Annotated in this window: 13 protein-coding genes and 1 tRNA gene; 5 read left to right on the top strand and 9 right to left on the bottom strand. The window is 69.7% G+C overall.

What is annotated here, in order from left to right; all coding sequences use genetic code 11:
* Positions 1 to 25: 25 nt before the first annotated feature.
* The 3 genes from ACHFGS_RS12900 to ACHFGS_RS12890 are packed head-to-tail and all read left to right on the top strand — an operon-like array spanning position 26 to position 4,097.
* Positions 26 to 1,753, top strand: coding sequence for an ABC transporter ATP-binding protein (locus ACHFGS_RS12900; RefSeq protein WP_394279365.1), 1,728 nt, complete (start codon positions 26 to 28; stop codon positions 1,751 to 1,753).
* Positions 1,750 to 3,786, top strand: coding sequence for an ABC transporter ATP-binding protein (locus ACHFGS_RS12895; protein WP_394279366.1), 2,037 nt, complete (start codon positions 1,750 to 1,752; stop codon positions 3,784 to 3,786). Before ACHFGS_RS12900 ends, ACHFGS_RS12895 begins: the two co-directional genes overlap by 4 nt.
* A gap of 11 nt (positions 3,787 to 3,797) precedes the next feature.
* Positions 3,798 to 4,097 carry a rhodanese-like domain-containing protein gene (locus ACHFGS_RS12890; RefSeq protein ID WP_394279367.1) on the top strand — a complete coding sequence of 100 codons (300 nt, stop codon included), beginning with the start codon at positions 3,798 to 3,800 and terminating at the stop codon, positions 4,095 to 4,097.
* 3 nt (positions 4,098 to 4,100) lie between these two features.
* On the opposite strand, the gene ACHFGS_RS12885 is transcribed toward ACHFGS_RS12890, so the two are convergent.
* The 6 genes from ACHFGS_RS12885 to ACHFGS_RS12860 all read right to left on the bottom strand — a co-directional run bounded on the left by ACHFGS_RS12885 (position 4,101) and on the right by ACHFGS_RS12860 (position 11,316).
* Entirely contained in the window at positions 4,101 to 5,285 is a 1,185-nt protein-coding gene (locus ACHFGS_RS12885) for a zinc-dependent alcohol dehydrogenase (protein WP_394279368.1), read from the bottom strand.
* A 147-nt stretch (positions 5,286 to 5,432) separates the two neighbouring features.
* Positions 5,433 to 6,254 carry an SDR family NAD(P)-dependent oxidoreductase gene (locus tag ACHFGS_RS12880; RefSeq protein ID WP_394279369.1) on the bottom strand — a complete coding sequence of 274 codons (822 nt, stop codon included), beginning with the start codon at positions 6,252 to 6,254 and terminating at the stop codon, positions 5,433 to 5,435.
* 5 nt (positions 6,255 to 6,259) lie between these two features.
* Entirely contained in the window at positions 6,260 to 8,635 is a 2,376-nt protein-coding gene (locus ACHFGS_RS12875) for a glycoside hydrolase family 65 protein (RefSeq protein ID WP_394279370.1), read from the bottom strand.
* A gap of 132 nt (positions 8,636 to 8,767) precedes the next feature.
* A complete protein-coding gene (locus tag ACHFGS_RS12870; RefSeq protein WP_394279371.1) occupies positions 8,768 to 9,637 on the bottom strand; it encodes an aldo/keto reductase in 870 nt (289 codons plus the stop codon).
* 162 nt (positions 9,638 to 9,799) lie between these two features.
* The gene (locus ACHFGS_RS12865; RefSeq protein WP_394279376.1) at positions 9,800 to 11,125 is read right to left on the bottom strand and encodes a DUF222 domain-containing protein; all 1,326 of its coding nucleotides are present in this window, start codon (positions 11,123 to 11,125) and stop codon (positions 9,800 to 9,802) included.
* A 116-nt stretch (positions 11,126 to 11,241) separates the two neighbouring features.
* Positions 11,242 to 11,316, bottom strand: a tRNA-Arg gene (locus ACHFGS_RS12860).
* A 234-nt stretch (positions 11,317 to 11,550) separates the two neighbouring features.
* Between ACHFGS_RS12860 and ACHFGS_RS12855 the strand changes: the two genes are divergently transcribed.
* Complete coding sequence (locus tag ACHFGS_RS12855) at positions 11,551 to 11,886, top strand: hypothetical protein (protein ID WP_394279372.1); 336 nt, start codon at positions 11,551 to 11,553, stop codon at positions 11,884 to 11,886.
* A gap of 64 nt (positions 11,887 to 11,950) precedes the next feature.
* Here the strand turns inward: ACHFGS_RS12855 and ACHFGS_RS12850 are convergent, their stop codons facing one another.
* Entirely contained in the window at positions 11,951 to 12,475 is a 525-nt protein-coding gene (locus ACHFGS_RS12850) for a hypothetical protein (protein ID WP_394279373.1), read from the bottom strand.
* Positions 12,476 to 12,670: 195 nt separating this feature from the next.
* Between ACHFGS_RS12850 and ACHFGS_RS12845 the strand changes: the two genes are divergently transcribed.
* Positions 12,671 to 12,952, top strand: coding sequence for a Fe-S cluster assembly protein HesB (locus tag ACHFGS_RS12845; protein WP_394279374.1), 282 nt, complete (start codon positions 12,671 to 12,673; stop codon positions 12,950 to 12,952).
* Between the two features lie 91 nt (positions 12,953 to 13,043).
* Here the strand turns inward: ACHFGS_RS12845 and ACHFGS_RS12840 are convergent, their stop codons facing one another.
* Together ACHFGS_RS12840 and ACHFGS_RS12835 are read right to left on the bottom strand one after the other, a co-directional pair.
* Positions 13,044 to 16,439, bottom strand: a complete 3,396-nt coding sequence (locus ACHFGS_RS12840; protein WP_394289533.1) for an error-prone DNA polymerase — start codon at positions 16,437 to 16,439, stop codon at positions 13,044 to 13,046.
* Positions 16,439 to 17,860: DNA polymerase Y family protein (locus ACHFGS_RS12835; protein WP_394289532.1), on the bottom strand; the 1,422-nt coding region annotated here is incomplete at its 5' end. The genes ACHFGS_RS12835 and ACHFGS_RS12840, both read right to left, overlap by 1 nt.

Raw genomic sequence — 17,860 nt, 5'->3', positions numbered from 1 at the left:
CGTGCCAGATGGGACGATCGATCTCATGCTGTGGACCCTTCTGGTCCGGTATCTCCGGACCTATCGCTGGCTGCTCGCCGGCGTGCTCGTCTTCCAATTCGCGTCGGCGATGGCGGCGCTGTATCTGCCGCGCCTGAACGCGGACATCATCGACAACGGCGTGAGCCGGGGCGACGTCGACTACATCTGGTCGCACGGCTTCCTGATGCTCGCGATCGCGCTCGGCCAGATCACGGCCTCGATCATCGCGACGTTCTTCGCCGCGCGCGCGGCGATGGCCGTGGGCCGCGACATCCGACGCGACGTCTTCGAGAAGGTCAGCGGGTTCTCCGAGCGCGAGGTCACCCAGTTCGGCGCGGGCTCGCTCATCACCCGCAACACGAACGATGTGCAGCAGGTGCAGATGCTCGCGATGATGGGCGCCACGATGCTCGTCACCGCTCCCCTGCTCGCGATCGGCGGCATCATCATGGCGCTGCAGCAGGATGTCGGCCTCAGCTGGCTGATCGGGGTCTCGGTGCCGGTGCTGCTGCTGATCGGCGTGATCATCATCAGCCGGATGATCCCGCTCTTCCGCAGCTACCAGGTGAAGCTCGACAACGTGAACCGCATCATGCGTGAGCAGCTCACCGGCGTCCGCGTCGTGCGCGCGTTCGTCCGTGAGCGCATCGAGGAGGAGCGGTTCCGCGGCGCGAACACCGACATCATGATCGTCGGCCGCAAGGTGGGGTCGCTGTTCGTCCTGATGTTCCCGCTCGCGATGCTCGTGCTGAACGTCACTGTCGTGGGCGTCATCTGGTTCGGCGGCATCCAGGTCGATCAGGGTGATGTGCAGATCGGCACCCTGTTCGCGTTCATGCAGTACATCGGTCAGATCCTCATGGGCGTCCTGATGGCCACCTTCATGACGATCATGATCCCGCGCGCCGCCGTCTCGGCCGACCGCATCGGAGAGGTCCTGAAGACCGCGGGCGGACTCGTGAAGCCCGCCCAGCCGGTGCGGGAGTTCCCGACCCCCGGGGCCGTCGACTTCGACGAGGTCACCTTCACCTACCCCGGCGCCGACGCTCCCGTCCTGGAGGGCGTCAGCTTCTCCGCCGCCCCCGGCGAGACCGTCGCGATCGTCGGGTCCACCGGCTCCGGCAAGACGACCCTCGTCTCCCTCATCCCGCGCCTGTTCGACGTGACCAGCGGTACGGTCCGCGTGGCGGGTGTCGACGTGCGCGACGCCGACCTCGACCTCCTGTGGCAGGGCATCGGGCTCGTGCCGCAGCGCCCCTTCCTGTTCACCGGTACGGTCGCCTCCAACCTCCGCTTCGGCCGGGAGGAGGCCACGGACGCCGAACTGTGGCACGCCCTCGACATCGCGCAGGGCAAGGACTTCGTCGAGGAGATGGACGGCCGCCTCGACGCCCGCATCTCCCAGGGCGGCACGAACGTCTCGGGCGGGCAGCGTCAGCGCCTGTCCATCGCCCGGGCGATCGTCCACCAGCCCGACATCCTGGTCTTCGACGACTCGTTCTCGGCGCTCGATCTCACGACGGACGCGCGACTGCGACAAGCACTGTGGCGAGAATTGCCGCATGTCACAAAGATCGTCGTCGCGCAGCGTGTCTCGACGATCACCGACGCCGACCGCATCGTCGTCCTCGACGGCGGCCGGATGGTCGGCGTCGGCACTCACGATGAGCTGCTCGCGACGAATGAGACCTACCGCGAGATCGTGGAGTCGCAGCTGGGGGTGGACGCATGAGCGAGCAGGTGCTCACCGACGAGGAGAAGCTCGAACTCGAACTCGCCGAGCAGGCCCGCCTGAACAGCGGCGACTGGGACTCGGTCGCCCCCGGCAAGGCGGCACATTTCGGCCCGAGCTTCGTGCGGATGATCGGCCTCCTGGCCCCGCACAAGTGGGTGTTCGCCCTGGTGTCCCTCGCGGGAGCCGTCGGCGTCGTCCTCGCCGTCATCGCCCCGAAGGTGCTCGGAGAGGCGACGAACCTCATCTTCGAAGGGGTCGTCTCGCGGGCGATCGGCGGACAGCCGGCGTTCTCGGGCCTCTCGCAGGCGGAAACCGTCGAGGCTCTCCGCGACGCGGGGCAGGATGAGTTCGCGAACATCGTCGGCGCGATGGAGAACTACGCGCCCGGCGTGGGCGTCGACTTCGACGCGCTCAAGGTCGTCATCACGTGGGTGCTGGTCATCTACGTGGCATCCGCTGTGCTGACCTGGCTGCAGGGATACGTGATCAACGTCATCATGATGCGCACGATGTGGCGCCTGCGTGAGGACGTCGAGGCGAAGATCAACCGCCTGCCGCTGTCGCACTTCGACAAGGTGCAGCGCGGCGAGCTGATCTCACGCGTCACGAATGACATCGACAACATCACCCAGACGATGCAGCAGTCGCTGTCGGGCGCCCTGACGGCGGTGCTGACCGTCGTCGGGGTGCTGATCATGATGTTCTCGATCTCGTGGCAGCTCGCGATCGTCGCCCTGGTCGCACTGCCCCTCATGGGCGTCATCTTCGGGATCATCGGGCCGAAGTCGCAGAAGGCGTTCTCGGTGCAGTGGCGCAAGGTCGGCCGCTTGAACGCCCGTGTCGAGGAGTCGTTCTCGGGCCACTCGCTCGTGCGCGTGTACGGCCGCGAAGCCGACGCCCGGGCGAAGTTCCAGGAGGAGAACGAGGAGCTCTACGAAGCCGCATTCAAGGCGCAGTTCCTGACGGGCATGATCATGCCGGGCATGACCTTCATCGGCAGCCTCACCTATGTCGGCATCGCGGTTCTCGGCGGCCTGATGGTCTCGAGCGGCCAGCTGCGCCTGGGCGACGTGCAGGCGTTCATCCAATACTCGCAGCAGTTCACGCAGCCGCTGTCGGAGCTCGGCGGAATGGCGGCGGTCGTGCAGTCGGGCACCGCCTCGGCGGAGCGCGTGTTCGAGCTCCTCGATGCCGACGAGCAGGACCCGGATGCCGAGGGCGCGACCCTCTCCCCCGACGGCCGCGGCGTCATCGAGTTCGAGAACGTGCAGTTCTCGTACGCGCCCGAGCACCCGCTGATCCGTGACCTGTCGTTCCGGGTCGAGCCCGGGCAGACCGTCGCGATCGTCGGGCCGACCGGGGCCGGCAAGACGACGCTCGTGAACCTGCTGATGCGCTTCTACGAGCTCGACGGCGGGCGCATCCTGCTCGACGGTCAGGACATCGCGCAGCTGACGCGTGATCAGGTGCGCTCGCGCACCGGCATGGTGCTGCAGGACCCGTGGCTGTTCGCGGGCACCATCCGCGAGAACATCCGGTACGGGAGGCAGTCCGCCACCGACCAGGAGATCGTGGATGCCGCCGTCGCGACGCGCGTGGACCGGTTCGTGCGGTCACTCCCCGACGGTTACGACACGATGCTCGACGAGGATGCGTCGAACGTGTCGGCCGGCGAGAAGCAGCTGATCACGATCGCCCGCGCGTTCGTCGCTCAGCCCGCCGTGCTCATCCTCGACGAAGCGACCTCCTCCGTCGACACGCGCACCGAGCTGCTGCTGCAGCACGCGATGGCGGCGCTCCGCGAAGGTCGGACGTCCTTCGTGATCGCCCACCGACTGTCGACGATCCGCGACGCCGACCTCATCCTCGTGATGGAGCACGGCGACATCGTGGAGAAGGGCACGCACGACGAGCTGATCGCTGCGCACGGCGCGTACCACCGCCTGTACCGGTCCCAGTTCGAACAGGCGCACGACGAGTTCACGCCGGCGGCCGAGGACGCGGCACCCACCGACACCCCCGATCTGTGAGGATTCAACGTATGCATTCGATCAACACCGCTCAGCTGGCCGAGGCCGCCCCCGCGAACATCATCGACGTCCGCGAGCCCGACGAATTCGCCGCCGGGCACGTGCCCGGCGCCCGCAACATCCCGCTGGCTACTGTCCCGGATCACGTCGACGAACTGCGCGAACTCGAGGATCTCCACCTCATCTGCCAGGCAGGCGGACGCAGCGCCCGCGCCGCCGCGTTCCTCGAGCACAACGGCATCGAGGCGACGAACGTCGACGGCGGCACGGGCGCGTGGATCGCGGAGGGCCGTCCGGTCGCGAAGCCCTGACGCTCACCCCTCTTCGGGTCGCAGGACGACCTTGATGCACCCGTCCTCCTTCTTCTGGAAGGTGTCGTAGAGGGCGGGTGCGTCGGCGAGCGGTGCATGGTGGGTCACGAGGTCCATGACGCCGAGCGGGTCTGCGGGGTCCTCGACGAGCGGCAGCAGGTCGTCGGTCCAGCGCTTCACGTTGCACTGCCCCATGCGCAGGCTGATCTGCTTGTCGAAGAGGGTCTTCATCGGCAGGATGTCCGCGTCGCCGGCGTAGACGCCGCTGAGCGAGACGGTGCCGCCTCGACGGACCGCGTCGATCGACGCGTAGACGGCGGCGAGCCGGTCCATGCCGGCGGTCTCCATGATCTTGCGGGCCGCCGGATCCGGCAGCATCCCGATCGCGTTCTGCACGAAGCCGATGCCTGGGTTCCCGTGCGCCTCGAGCCCGACGGCGTCCACCACGCCGTCCACGCCGCGGCCTTCGGTGAGGTCCCGGAGTTCGGCGACGACGTCGTCGGTGAGGTCGAACGTGTCGACGCCGTGACGCTCGGCCATCGCGCGGCGCTCGGGCTGCGGGTCGACGGCGAGCACGCGGTAGCCGCGGTGCACGCCGACGCGGGCGGCGAACTGGCCGACGGGGCCGAGGCCCATGACGGCGAGGGTGCCACCTTCGGGCACCTGGGCGTAGTCGACGCCCTGCCACGCGGTGGGGAGGATGTCGCTGAGGAAGAGGTACCGGTCGTCGGGGAGGTCGTCGCCGACGCGGACGTGGTTGTAGTCGGCGAGGGGCACGCGGAGGTACTCCGCCTGTCCGCCGGGCACCTGGCCGTACAACTTCGTGTAGCCGAACAGAGCCGCGCCACTGCCGTACTCGGTGACCTGGGTGGTCTCGCACTGCGATTGGAGGCCGCGGCGGCACATGAAGCAGTGGCCGCAGGAGATGTTGAACGGGATGACGACGCGGTCGCCGGGCTTCAGGGTCGTGACATCGGCGCCGACCTCGACGACGACGCCCATCGGCTCATGCCCGAGGATGTCGCCGGCGTCGATGAACGGCCCGAAAACCTCGTAGAGGTGGAGGTCGGAGCCGCAGATGGCGGTCGACGTGACCCGGATGATCGCGTCGGTGGGTTGCAGGATTTCGGGGTCGGGCACGGTCTCGACGGTGACGTTCCGCTTGCCCTGCCAGGTGAGTGCTCTCATCGGTCGTGTCCTCTCGGTCGTGAGCGGCCATTCTGCGACCGGCCCCGACGTCGGCGGAGGGCATTGACTCGAGCGGAAAGGCGTGGAAGCGCTCAGCTGGGCGAAGCGTTTTCGACTGAGTCACGTGTGGAGATGGTGCGGCGCGGCTCAGCCCAGCCGCACCATCTCTTCGCTGCGCTCCCACAGCTCGCGCGCGGTGTCGAGGTCGGTCGCGAGCGGGTGCGTGCGCGTCGGCCGGTCCTTCTCGTAGTAGGCACCCGGCATCCAGTCGGCGCCCGGGTTCCCGACGGCGAGGAAGACGAGCCGCCGGCCGCCCTCCTCCGTGGAGGTGAGCAGACGTCGCGTGAGCGGGTTGTGGTACATGAATCGGAACGGCCCGCGGGTGTTCCCTGCGAACTGCGTCGCGACCACGCCCGGGTGGAATGCCGCGGCCGAGACCCCGTCCCCGCCCCAGCGACGCTGCAGTTCCTGCGTGAAGAGCACGTTGGCGAGCTTCGCGTTGCCGTAGGCGACACGGCCGGAGTATCGCCGTGCACCGTTGAGATCGGTCACGTTGAACCGGGAGAAGAGGCGGGCTGCCGCGCTCGAGGTCTGGATGACGGATGCCGCGCTCTCGACGAGCCGCTCGCGCAGCAGCGTCGTGAGCAGGAAGGGCGCGAGGTGATTGACCTGGAATGTCTGCTCGAAGCCGTCGCCGGTCAGCATCCGCTCGCCGAAGATGCCGCCGGCGTTGTTGGCGAGCACGTCGATCCGAGGGTACGCGGAGAGCAGCTCGCCGGCGAGACGCCGCACCTGGGCGAGCTCGCCGAAGTCGGCGACATGGAAGGGCATGCCGAGCTCGGCCGCGAGAGCCGCGGTCTTCTCGGGTGAGCGCCCCACGAGGACGACCCGGTCGCCGCGGGCGACGAGCTGGCGGGATGCCGCGGCGCCGATGCCGTCGCTGGCTCCGGTGATCACGTGGGTGCGCATCACGATCACCCTTCCGTCGCGAAGGCCTGGGTGAAGTCGCGCGGCTCGCGGCTTCGAGGCTGGACCGGCCGCTCGCCGGGATCGCTGAGCGGCGGCGTCGGGACGGTCACGGCGGTATCGGGGGCGAGCACCACCTCTTGGCCGAAGTGCTGGATGGTCAGGGACTCTCCCGCGCTGATCCGGTAGGTCGTGGCATCCGGCGTGACGTCGACGCGAAGCGTCCTCCCGTGCACGCGGATGCCGAACGCCATGCCCGTGATTTGCGACGGCAGCCGCGGTGCGAAGCGGAGCCCGCCCGGGCTGTCGCGCATCCCGCCGAAGCCCGCGGTCAGGGCCGTCCAGATGCCGGCGAGGGACGCGATGTGGAGGCCTTCCTCGGTGTTGTCGTGCAGGTCGTCGAGGTCGACGGTGGCCGCCTCGGCGAGGTAGTCCGCCGCGAGGTCGAGGTGACCGACCTCCGCGGCGATCACCGCCTGGACGGCGGCGGACAGCGAGGAATCGCGGACGGTCAGCGCCTCGTAGTACCGGAAAGCCCGGGCTTTCTCGTCGGCCGTGAAGGCGTCGGAGAAGAAGTACAGAGCGAGGACGAGGTCCGCCTGTTTCAGAACCTGCTTCCGGTACAAATCGAAGTAGGGGTGGTGGTCCTGCAGCGGGTACTCCTCCGGCCCGGTGCCAGCGAAGTCCCAGCGCTCCCGGTCGGTGAACCCGGCCGACTGCGGATGCACACCTCGCGCATGGTCGAACGGGATGTGCACGGCGTCGGCGGTGAGCGCCCATCCGCCGATCTCGCCGTCGTCGACGCCGAAGCCTCGGGCGATGTCGGGATGCCGGCGCGCGGCATCCACGGCGCCGCGGAGATTGTCCCGGGCCGCCAGATTGGTGAAGACGTTGTCATCGACGATCGCGGAGTACTCGTCGGGGCCGGTGACACCGTCGATGTGGAACCGCCCGTCGGCGTCGTGGTGACCGAGAGACATCCACAGGCGGGCGGTCTCGACGAGGATCTCGAGCCCCGCCTCACGCTCGAAGTCGGTGTCGCCGGTGGCGCGGACATAGCGCATGACGGCGCCGGCGATGTCGGCGTTGAGGTGGAACGCCGCGGTGCTGGCCGGCCAGTATCCGGAGGACTCCCGACCGTCGATCGTGCGCCACGCGAAGGCCGCCCCGCGCAGGTGCAGCTCGCGGGCGCGGCCCCGGGCATGGTCGAGGGTTGCATGCCGCCATCGCAGGGCCTCCCGAGCGGCATCCGGTGCCGTCGCCGTCAGGACCGGCAGGACGAACGCCTCGGCATCCCAGAACGTGTGGCCCGCGTAGCCGGCACCGGTCAGACCCTTTCCCGGCACGGAGCGCACCTCGGCGCGTGCGGACGCCTGGAACACGGAGAACAGCGCGAACCGGACGGCCTGCTGCAGGCGCGGTTCGCCGTCGATGCGGACGTCGGCGCAGGCCCAGTAGTCGTCGAGGCAGCCACGCTGCTCGTCGGCGAGTCGATCCCAGCCACCCCGGAGCACGTCGGCGACGGCTCCCTCGGCGCGGTCGCGCAGGGCGGGCGCCGACAGCTCGCGCCCCCAGGCGTGACCGACGATCTTCAGGAGGTCGAGCCGCTCCCCCGGCTCCAGACGCACGGTCACCGTGGTGCGCGCGAGGTCGTCGGACGCCTCGGTGTGCACCTCGGGGACGGCATCGGCGGTCGTGGCCACCCGGTGCTGCATGGCGACGGCGACGCCGAAACGACTGTTCCGGGTCTCGTGGACGAGCGTGGCCGCGTGATCGAGGACGAAGGCGCCGATCGTCTGCAGGGGGTGCTGCAGGATCTTCTGCACGCGGAGGTCCGGATGCGGCTCGGGCAGGGGTTCGTTGGCGACGAGCTCGGACTGCACCGTGACCGTCACCGGGCGATCGACGGCTTCGACCTCATAGCGGACGGCGGCAACCGCACGGTGGCGGAGGGAGACGAGCCGCCTCGTCCGGACGTGGACGGTGCGGTCAGCGGGAGAAGTCCAGGTGAGGTTGCGCTCGAGGGTGCCGGATCGGAAGTCGAGGCGCTGCTCGTGCGCTCGCAGCGTGCCGGTGCGGACGTCGAGTGGGTCGTCGTCCACCGTGAGCCGCAGGATCTGACCGTTCGGCACGTTGATGACGCTCTGACCGGTGTCGGGATAGCCGTAGCCGCCCTCGGCATACGGCATCGGATGCTCCTCGAACACGCCGGCGAGGTAGCTGCCCGGGATGCCGTGGGGTTCCCCCTCGTCGAGGAGTCCCCGCCATCCGATGTTCCCGTTCGACAGCGAGAAGACCGATTCGCGGTGTGCGAGGTGGTCGTCGTCGACACCGGTCAGTCCGATGCTCCAGGGCGAGGTGTCGAAGGGCAGCGCGCGTGTCACGGGCTCCACGTTTCCACACCTCGTCGAGGAAGGTTTCAGGGTTGCGCTCGACTCATTCGTACGCATCGGGATGCGAGGCGTCGACGACATTCGGCGCGAGCCCGCGTCTGCCGCGGACCCGCGCCGTCACCGTCAGGCGGCGAGAGCCGAAAGTTCGGCGAACTCCTCGTCCGTCAGCTCGATGGTCGCGCCCTGGAGGTTGTCCTCGAGGTGCGCGACGCTCGACGTGCCGGGGATCGGCAGCATCACCGGCGAACGCTTCAGGAGCCAGGCGAGCGCGATCTGCGCCGGGGTCGCCTGCTTCCGCTCGGCAATGCCGGTGAGGGGCGAGTCTGCTCCGGTGAGCCCGCCGGTGGCGAGCGGGAACCACGGGATGAATCCGATGTTCTGCTCGGTCGACCAGTCGAGAAGCGTTTCGGCGTCACGGTGCTGAAGGTTATACAGGTTCTGCACCGAGACGATCGTCGCGATCTCCTGGGCGGCCTTGACCTCGTCGACCGACACCTCGGACAGGCCGATGTGGCGGATCTTGCCCTCGTCCTGGAGCGCCTTGAGCTCGCCGACCTGATCTTCGAGCGGGACCTTCGGGTCGATGCGGTGAAGCTGGAAGAGGTCGATGCGCTCGAGGCCGAGCCGGCGGAGGCTCATCTCCGCTCCCTGGCGGAGGAACTCGGGGCGACCGAGCGGCGGCCAGACATTCGGGCCGGTGCGGGTGAGGCCGGACTTCGTGGCGATGACGACGTCGTCGGCGTACGGGTGGAGCGCTTCCTTGAGGAGTTCCTCGGCGACGTAGGGCCCGTACGACTCGGCGGTGTCGAAGAAGTTGACGCCGAGTTCGACGGCCCGGCGGAGGACACGGATCGCCTCGTCATGGTCCTTCGGCGGTCCCCACACTCCGGGACCGGTGAGCTGCATGGTCCCGTAGCCGAGGCGGTTGATCTCGAGATCACCGCCGAGGAGGAACGTGCCGGACGACGTAGCGGGCTGCGTGGTGTTCGTCATGGGAGGGTCCAGCGCAAGACGTGGTTCGTTCATTCCCGGATGCCGCGGCGCCTCGCCGGTGGGCTGAGATCGGCGGGCGGCGGGCCAGCACCAGAATGCGAAGGCGGCGGCCCTGCCACCCGGGTACCCGACGGACGAGCAGAATTCGTCTCGAAACCGAACTCAGAAGGGCGCGGCTTCGGCGGGGGTGGTGTCGGCAGGGGTGAACGCGACGGCCGGGGCGGGTGCGTCTTCGCGATACGTTCTGCCGAGGGGTGAGGTCCATTCCAGGACACCACCCGAGAGTTGTCGAACCCTCCACGCGGTGAACTGCTTCATCGAATGGTGCCGTTGGCAGAGATGCCCGAGATTTCGGGTGGTCGTCTCACCGCCGAGGGCGTGATCCACCGTGTGGTCGACTTCACACCGGATCGCGGCCATCCGGCATCCGGGGAACCGGCAGTGTTGGTCACGTGCCTGTAGGTATCGGCGCATCTTCTGCGGGACCCGGTACGTGTCGACCTCATGCACCGTGCCGGTGACCGGATCGGTGAACAGTCGCTCCCATGCCGGCTGATCCCCGGCAAGACGTCGAGCCGTGTTCGCGTCGATGGCCGAGCGGCCGACGAGATCAGCGGGGCCATCATCGCTGCCGGTGAGGCATGTCGCCGTCACGACGACCTGCACGCGCGCACGGATCGCGCCGAGGGGCCCGGCGGTCGTGTCGCGGGTGTCGTCGAGCGCGGGTGTCCCGGCGAGGAGCAGGTCGGCGAAGATGTCCGCACGAACCTGATCGGTCGAACGGGCGTCGGTCACGGCAGCCTCAGCCCGGGATGTTGCCGCGTCGGTGTCCGCAGGCTCGCCGTTCGCGGCACGCTCACCACGCGTGTCGATCACCGCCCGCGCCTGCTGAGTCAACCGGTCATGGATGCCCTCGGCGATCACCGTCGGGAGCGTCGCGATCAGGTCCGACATCCCGTCACGCCCAGGCACCAGCCGCACACATCGGCCCGCGGCGGCTTCGACGTGTCGTTCGGTGAACGACCGCGGGTGCATCCGTTGCGCGAGGATCTCCAGCCCCGGCCGCACCCGGTTCGGGGTGTCCTGCTCGCACCGGGCGATCGCAGCCTCCTCGAACTCGGCCCGCATCTCGACCGGCACGGCCGACCCGGTATCGACGATCACCATGACGTGACCACGGGTGATCCGTCCGCGCGCCCACGCTGCGAGCGAGAGGGGGTAGTCGTCGACGATCGTGCGCGCCTCGCTGATGCGGCGCTGCACCGTGCGGTCGGTCATCTTGAGCGCGCCGCCCAGCTCAGCGGCGATCGACCGCAGCGCCATGTCCTGCGCCTGCACGCGAGCCGTCGCCCCGGCGGCGTGCACCTCTGCGAGCTCTCCCGCGCGCGCAAGAAGCCGGAGCTGCGCGATCTGGATGTGAGCGAGGTGCCGCTCGAAGCTGACCACGTCGTGGACGAGATCAGCGAGCGGCGCGAGGTTCGCGTCCATCTCGAGGAACTCGTCTGTGCTGCTCACACTCCCATTCTGGCGAGGGCCTCCGACATCGACCGGCGCCCGATCAGAGCCCGAAATGTTGCGGCACATCCTGCATCTCATCGCGAGAGTGGTGCCCCTGGAGGGACTCGAACCCCCAACCGTTTCCTTAGGACGGAACTGCTCTTCCATTGAGCTACAGAGGCTGGCCCGTCGAGTCTACCGACCCGTCGCTCATACGGTTCGCCACGCCCCCGACCGGCCGCCCCTGCGGAACGAACTCCCGCCCGGGGTGGCCTTCCGATCATGCGCCGATGGAGAGCGACCGATGCCGGATCGACCGGCCCCCGTCGCACCGCGGCAACCGGAGTCGGCGCTGCAATGGTGATCGCCGCCCTGACCGCCTGCTCGATCGACACCTCGACGATCACGGCTCCAGCGTGACATCCACGGCGACAGCCGACTCGACGGCGACACCCGCAGCCCCCGTCACGGATGTCCACCTCCCCGCGACCGACGTGCCGGTGCTGCAGCAGGAATGCACCGACCTTCCGAAGCGGACAGACCTCGGCGCGCGTGAGAACGCCCGCGGTGAGGTCGCGGAACGTGACGATCGCGATCTGCCCGCCGTCTACCTCATCACCGCGGGCGACAGCCTCCCGGCCATCGCCGACCGCTTCTGCATGCCGCTGCAGTCGCTGACGGCCATCAACGCAGGCGTCGAGCCGCTCACCGCGGGCGCTCCCATCGCGCTCACCCCAGACGCGCTCGGCTGACGAGGTTCGGAGCGGAGAAGCAGTATCCGAAAGGATGCCGCGGTCCCACCGCCGCGCTACCCGATCAGGGCACGTCGTTGTACGTGCGCTGATACTCGACGTACTCGTCATCCGCCTCATCGCGCACCACCCCGCCGATGAGGTTCCACGTCGGGTCGTCCGCCGGACCGCCCAGGATGCACTCCTGATACAGCTCCGCGAACTCGTTCTCCGCCGGCACCTGCACATACCACCGCGGATCCAGGTAGCGCTCGAAGACGATCGGCTCCCCGGTGACAGTCTCCCCCTCTGAGATGGGCTCGTCCTGGTGCTTCTCCAGGCAGAGTTGGGCCGCCTGCGCTGCCGTCATCTCGCCCGCAGGCGGCGCCGTCGTCGCGGAGGGCTCCGGCGAGAGAGAGCCCGACGGAGAGGCGGACGGCACCGGCTCCGGCGTCACCGCGCCCGTCGGTGTGGCCGAGGCTGACGCGGTCGGCGTCGGACTGAGCGACGACGTCGGCGCGGGGGCCGGCTCCGGGGCGCACCCCGCCAGCATCGCTGCGGCGACGACCAGCAGCCCGATCGCACTCGCCCGTGTGGTCACTTGCGTCACGGCATCCCCCTCATCGACCGAACACCAGCATGACACCGCGGGGAAGCCCCGCCCGCCATGTTGCCGCTGACCCGAGTGCCTCCCGAACCTCCGTAAACAGTGTGAGTGGGACGGCAGGGTGTGTCTCTGGTTGCGTCCGCCCCCGATTCTCGGCATCGTGGCGGACCCATCGCAATCCACGGAAGGAGAGCACCCATGCTCACACTCACCGAGAACGCCACCAGCGCTGTCAAGAACCTCGCCTCGCAGATCCCCACCGAAACCGGCGGACTCCGCATCAGCGAGGCCGAGGCGCCCAATGAGGGCTACGCACTGTCCCTCGCTCCCGCTCCCGAACAGGGCGACACCGTCGTGGAGAACAACGGCGCACGCGTCTTCGTCGACGAGTCCGCGAACATCGCGCTCGGCGACCGCGTGCTCGACGCCCGCGTCGCAGAGGACGGCTCCGTCGGCTTCGCGCTCGCACAGCAGATCTGACGCGCGAGAGCGAGTCGCGACCCGCAAGGGTCCCCCAGCTTTCGAATGCCCCGGGCCCCGGCTCGGGGCATTCGCATGCCCGGCGGCGACCTCACCGGAAGTCCCGCGACCGATGCTGCACCCCCACTCGAAGATCCTCGAACCCGTCCGCAACGAGATTGGTCACCCCCTCCGGCGAGCGCTCCAGCATGCCGCGTGCGATGAGGGCAGGACTGTCGCGCAGGATGCGGCGATACCTGTTCCACACCCCCACCGAGCAGATGACGTTCATGACGCCGTGCTCGTCCTCGAGGTTGAGGAAGGTGATCCCGGATGCCGTCGCCGGCCGCTGCCGGTGCGTGACGAGCCCCGCGACCTCGATGCGCCGACCCACCTCGTGCGTGCGCATCCCGATCGAGGTGACCACCCTGCGCGCATCGAGCTGCGACCGGTAGTGCGTGAGCGGATGATCGTCCGCCGACAGCCCCGTCGCCCACAGATCGGCGGCCAGCACGTCGTAGCTGGATTGGTCGGGGAACAGCGGCGGCTGCACCGACACCAGCGAGCCCTCGAGGAACTCGGGCCGGTCCTGCGCGGCATCCCCCGCCAGCCAGATGCCCTCGCGGCGGCTCACCCCCAGACACTCGAACGCCCCGGCCGTGGCGAGCGCCTCGAGGTGGACCGTCGTCGCACCGGTGCGCCGCACCAGGTCGCGGAGGTCGCGGTAGGGGCCGGAGGCCTCTCGCTCCGCGACGATCTTCGTCGCCATCGGCACCCCGATGCCGGTCACCGAGGCCAACCCCAGCCGCACCGCGAAGTTGCCGTCGCGACGGTGCGCGGCCGACTCGTCCGGCTTCGAACGGTCGAACACCGGCACCGGCGGCTGGACCCGTTCCGTGCACGACGCCATCCCCGTGGCGGCTGTCGCCTCACCGGTCGGTTCGATCGCGGCATCCACTCCGGAAGCGTGCAGATCAGGACGACGCACCTCGACGCCGTGGCGGCGTGCGTCGGCGGTCAGGGTCGCCGGCGAATAGAACCCCATCGGCTGCGCACGCAGCAGCGCGGCGAGGAACGCGGCGGGATAGTGCAGCTTCAGCCAGCTCGACGCGTAGACCAGCAGCCCGAATGACAGCGAGTGGCTCTCGGCGAACCCGAAGTTCGCGAACGCCTGGATCTTCGCGTAAATGTCGTCGGCGGCCTCTCCGACGAGTCCGTTCTCGGCCATGCCTTCGTACAGCTTCCGCTTCAGCGAGTCGATGCGCTCGATGCCGCGCTTGGACCCCATCGCGCGGCGCAGCAGGTCGGCATCCTCCCCCGTCAACCCGCCGACGGCCATCCCCATCTGCATCAGCTGCTCCTGGAACACCGGGATGCCGAGGGTCCGCTCCAGCACCGGCTTCAGCTTCTCGTGCGCGTAGGTGATGGGCTCGTCTCCCAGCTTGCGCCGCACGAACGGGTGCACCGCGCCGCCCTGGATGGGGCCAGGGCGAATCAGGGCGATCTCGACGACGAGGTCGTAGAACTTCCGCGGCTGCAGGCGCGGCAGAAGCCCCATCTGCGCGCGCGATTCGACCTGGAACACCCCGATCGAATCGGCCCGGCACAGCATGTCGTAGACGCCCGCCTCCTCCTTCGGCATCGTGTCGAGCGACCACTGCTCCCCCGTCGCCGCTGCGATCATGTCGAAGCAGTACTGGAGCGCGGCGAGCATCCCGAGCCCCAGCAGGTCGAACTTCACGAGACCCATCCACGCGGCATCGTCCTTGTCCCACTGGATGACGGTGCGGTTCTCCATGCGCGCATGCTCGATCGGCACGACCTCCCCCACCGGCCGGTCGGTGAGCACCATCCCTCCCGAATGGATGCCGAGATGTCGCGGTGCCTTCAGCAGCTCCCCCGCGTACGCGACCACCCGCTCCGGGATGTCGTGGTCGGGCGGGGTGTCGAGCACCGCACCCCAGCGTTCGACCTGCTTCGACCAGGCATCCTGCTGCCCCGGCGAGTGCCCGAGCGCCTTCGCCATGTCGCGGACGGCGTTCTTCGGCCGGTACTGGATGACGTTCGCGACCTGCGCCGCCCGCTCGCGCCCGTACGTCTCGTAGACCCACTGGATGATTTCCTCGCGCCGGTCGGAGTCGAAGTCGACGTCGATGTCGGGCTCCTCGTCGCGCAGCGCCGACAGGAACCGCTCGAATGGCAGATCGTAGAAGATCGAGTCGATCGCGGTGATGTCGAGCAGATAGCAGACGGCACTGTTCGCAGCCGACCCCCGCCCTTGGCACAGGATGCCGCGACGCCGTGCCTCCTGCACGATGCCGTGCACGATGAGGAAGTACCCGGGGAAGTCCTTCTGCTCGATGACGCCGAGCTCCTTCTCGATGCGCGCGCGGTTCGCGTCGGTGGCATCCGGGTATTTGCGGGGCACCGCCTCCCACACGAGGTGACGCAGCCACGTCATCGGGGTGTGACCCTCGGGCACCTGCATCTTCGGGAGCGCCGGCTTGGCGCGGCGCAGCGGGAACGCGAGCTCGTCGGCGAGGGTGACCGTGCGCTCCACCGCACCGGGGTACCGCCGGAAACGCCGCGCCATCTCCGCTCCCGACCGCAGGTGCGCGCTCGCGTGCGACGGCAGCCAGCCGTCGAGCTCGTCGAGACCGCGGTTCGCCCGCACCGCCGCGACGGCCGCCGCGAGGTGCACCTTCTCGGGCACGGCGTAGTGCACGTTGTTCGTCGCGACGATCGGCAGCCCGCGCTCCGCGGCGAGCGCGGCCAGCACGTCGTTGTCACGCGAGTCGGTCGGCGCGCCCTGATCGATGAGCTCGACGTCGACCCTCTCGGCCCCGAACAGGTCGACGAGCCGGTCGAGCTCGTACGCCGCGGCGGCCTGGCCGTCCTCGGCGAGCGCCCGCCGGACGGCGCCCTTGCGGCATCCCGTCAAGATCTGCCAGTGACCTCCCGCACGGCCCGCCAGATCGTGAAGATCGTAGACCGGGCGCCCCTTCTCGCCCCCCGACAGCTGCGCGTGCGTGATCGCGGCGGCAAGCCGGTGGTAGCCCTCTTCACCCCGGGCGAGCACCAGCAGATGACTCCCGTGCGGGTCTGGCTCACCGTTCTGCGGACCGGGCAGACCGAGCGACAGCTCGGCACCGAAGACGGTCTGCAGCTGCAGGTGCTCCGCCGCCTCGGCGAACCGGACGATCCCGTAGAACCCGTCGTGGTCGGTGACGGCAAGGGCGTGCAGGCCGAGTCGCTCCGCCTCCTCGACGAGGTCTTCCGGCGAGGACGCCCCGTCGAGGAACGAAAACGACGAGTGCGCGTGCAGTTCGGCGTACGGCACGACGTCGGCGGGCCGCTCGATGTCGGGGGTGCGGTACTTCCCCCGCTTGTGCGACCAGGCGGGGCTGTCTCCGCCGTCGGCCCCCGCGGGCGCCCCGGCCGGACGGCGCCGGTCGCTCAGCACCCGCTCGAGGTCGGACCACTTCACCGACGGGTTGTCGAACCCCATCAGTCGTACCTCCCCTCGGCGTGCCAGACACCTTCCTCGCAGACCAGCAGCCACGCCGTCTGCGCCTCGTCGACGACCTGGAACCGATGCGCACGCCGGGCCCTCGCGGTATCCCACCCCCGCTCCATGACCGGCCACGGTCCGGCCCACGACTGCAGCCGTCGCGGATGCCGCGGTCGCCGTGCCCCCGACGCATCGGGCGCACCGGGCAGGATGAGGGCGACCGGCTCCGCGGTCAGCTCACCGCGGCCGTCGACGGCGACCATGTCGTCGTCGGCGTCGAGCACCGCGACGGGGACAGGCTCGGGGAACACCGTCGCCGGCAGCGGATCGGGCAGGCTCCCAGGCCAAGGACGGGCGCGCTCGGCGAGGACGGCCCGCTCGCTCCGGGTGCCACCGTCGCCCCACGGCACGAGCACCTGCCGCTCGGCGAGCCAGCGCCCACCGCCCACCTGCGGCTGCACGACGCCGCGATGACCCAGCATCGCCTGCACGCGCGAGAGGGCGTGGTGCACGCGCTCCTCCGGTCCCGACCCGAACAGCCCTTTCACGTGGTGGGATGCCGCGTCGACCCGTTCGGGCACGATCCGCACCGCCGCGACGGCGCTGCGCAGGCCCCGCTCGGCGAGCTGCCAGCGCACCCGGTCGACGACCCCCGCGGCATCGAACGCGCCCGGATGCAGCCACACCCGCTCGCTGTGATCCCCGCGGTCACCGGTGAGCGCGACGCGCAGCTCGGTGCACACGAGGTCGACGGCGCCGAGCCCGGCGATGAACTCCTCCGCCGCCACGCGCACCCCGAACGCGACCTGGTCGGCGATCTCGAGCGGGGGCTCGAAGCTCACCTCTCGTTTCAGTTCGGGCGGCGGGGTGCGTGGCTGCACGGGCTGGGAGTCGAGGCCGGCGGCGAGGGCGTGCAGTCTCGCCCCGCGCGGGCCGAGGCGCTCCACGAGCCGGTCGGCCGGCAGCGCGGCGAGCTGCCCGAGCGTGTGGATGCCCAAACGCGCGAACAGGTCGGCGATCGCCGCGTCTTCGAGCGCCGTGACCGGCAACGGCGACAGGAACGCGGCGGCGGCTCCCGGCGGCACGATCCGCAGCGGCGCGTCGACACCGGTCGAGCGCGCTGCCTGCTCGGCGGTGAACGGCCCGTCGCCGACGCCCGCACGCACATCCGTCACGCCGAGCTCGGCGAGCGCCCCGGTGAGGGCGGTGGCAGCGCCCGCTTCACCCCCGTAGAACCGGGCGGGTCCGCGCACCCGCAGGGCGCACAGACCCGGCTCCCGCAGCTGCACCCCCGGCGCGATCTCCTCGAGCCGGGCGATCAGCGGGGCGAACGTGCGGTGGTCCCGCGCTTCATCGGCGTCGACCACCACGAGGTGCGGGCACCGCGCCTGCGCATCACGCCGCCGCTGCCCGCGCCG

The organism is Microbacterium sp., from assembly GCF_043427715.1.
GTDB lineage: Bacteria > Actinomycetota > Actinomycetes > Actinomycetales > Microbacteriaceae > Microbacterium.
The sequence above is the reverse complement of the archived record's forward strand: the minus strand, read 5'-3'. Positions and strand labels throughout refer to the sequence as shown.

Excerpts from the sequence above, each read along its gene's own strand:
- ACHFGS_RS12900 (WP_394279365.1), top strand. The coding sequence starts at position 26 with ATGCTGTGGACCCTTCTGGTCCGGTATCTCCGGACCTATCGCTGGCTG.
- ACHFGS_RS12865 (WP_394279376.1), bottom strand. The coding sequence starts at position 11,125 with ATGGACGCGAACCTCGCGCCGCTCGCTGATCTCGTCCACGACGTGGTC.
- ACHFGS_RS12840 (WP_394289533.1), bottom strand. The coding sequence starts at position 16,439 with ATGGGGTTCGACAACCCGTCGGTGAAGTGGTCCGACCTCGAGCGGGTG.
- ACHFGS_RS12845 (WP_394279374.1), top strand. The coding sequence starts at position 12,671 with ATGCTCACACTCACCGAGAACGCCACCAGCGCTGTCAAGAACCTCGCC.
- ACHFGS_RS12885 (WP_394279368.1), bottom strand. The coding sequence starts at position 5,285 with ATGAGAGCACTCACCTGGCAGGGCAAGCGGAACGTCACCGTCGAGACC.
- ACHFGS_RS12890 (WP_394279367.1), top strand. The coding sequence starts at position 3,798 with ATGCATTCGATCAACACCGCTCAGCTGGCCGAGGCCGCCCCCGCGAAC.
- ACHFGS_RS12895 (WP_394279366.1), top strand. The coding sequence starts at position 1,750 with ATGAGCGAGCAGGTGCTCACCGACGAGGAGAAGCTCGAACTCGAACTC.
- ACHFGS_RS12870 (WP_394279371.1), bottom strand. The coding sequence starts at position 9,637 with ATGACGAACACCACGCAGCCCGCTACGTCGTCCGGCACGTTCCTCCTC.
- ACHFGS_RS12880 (WP_394279369.1), bottom strand. The coding sequence starts at position 6,254 with ATGCGCACCCACGTGATCACCGGAGCCAGCGACGGCATCGGCGCCGCG.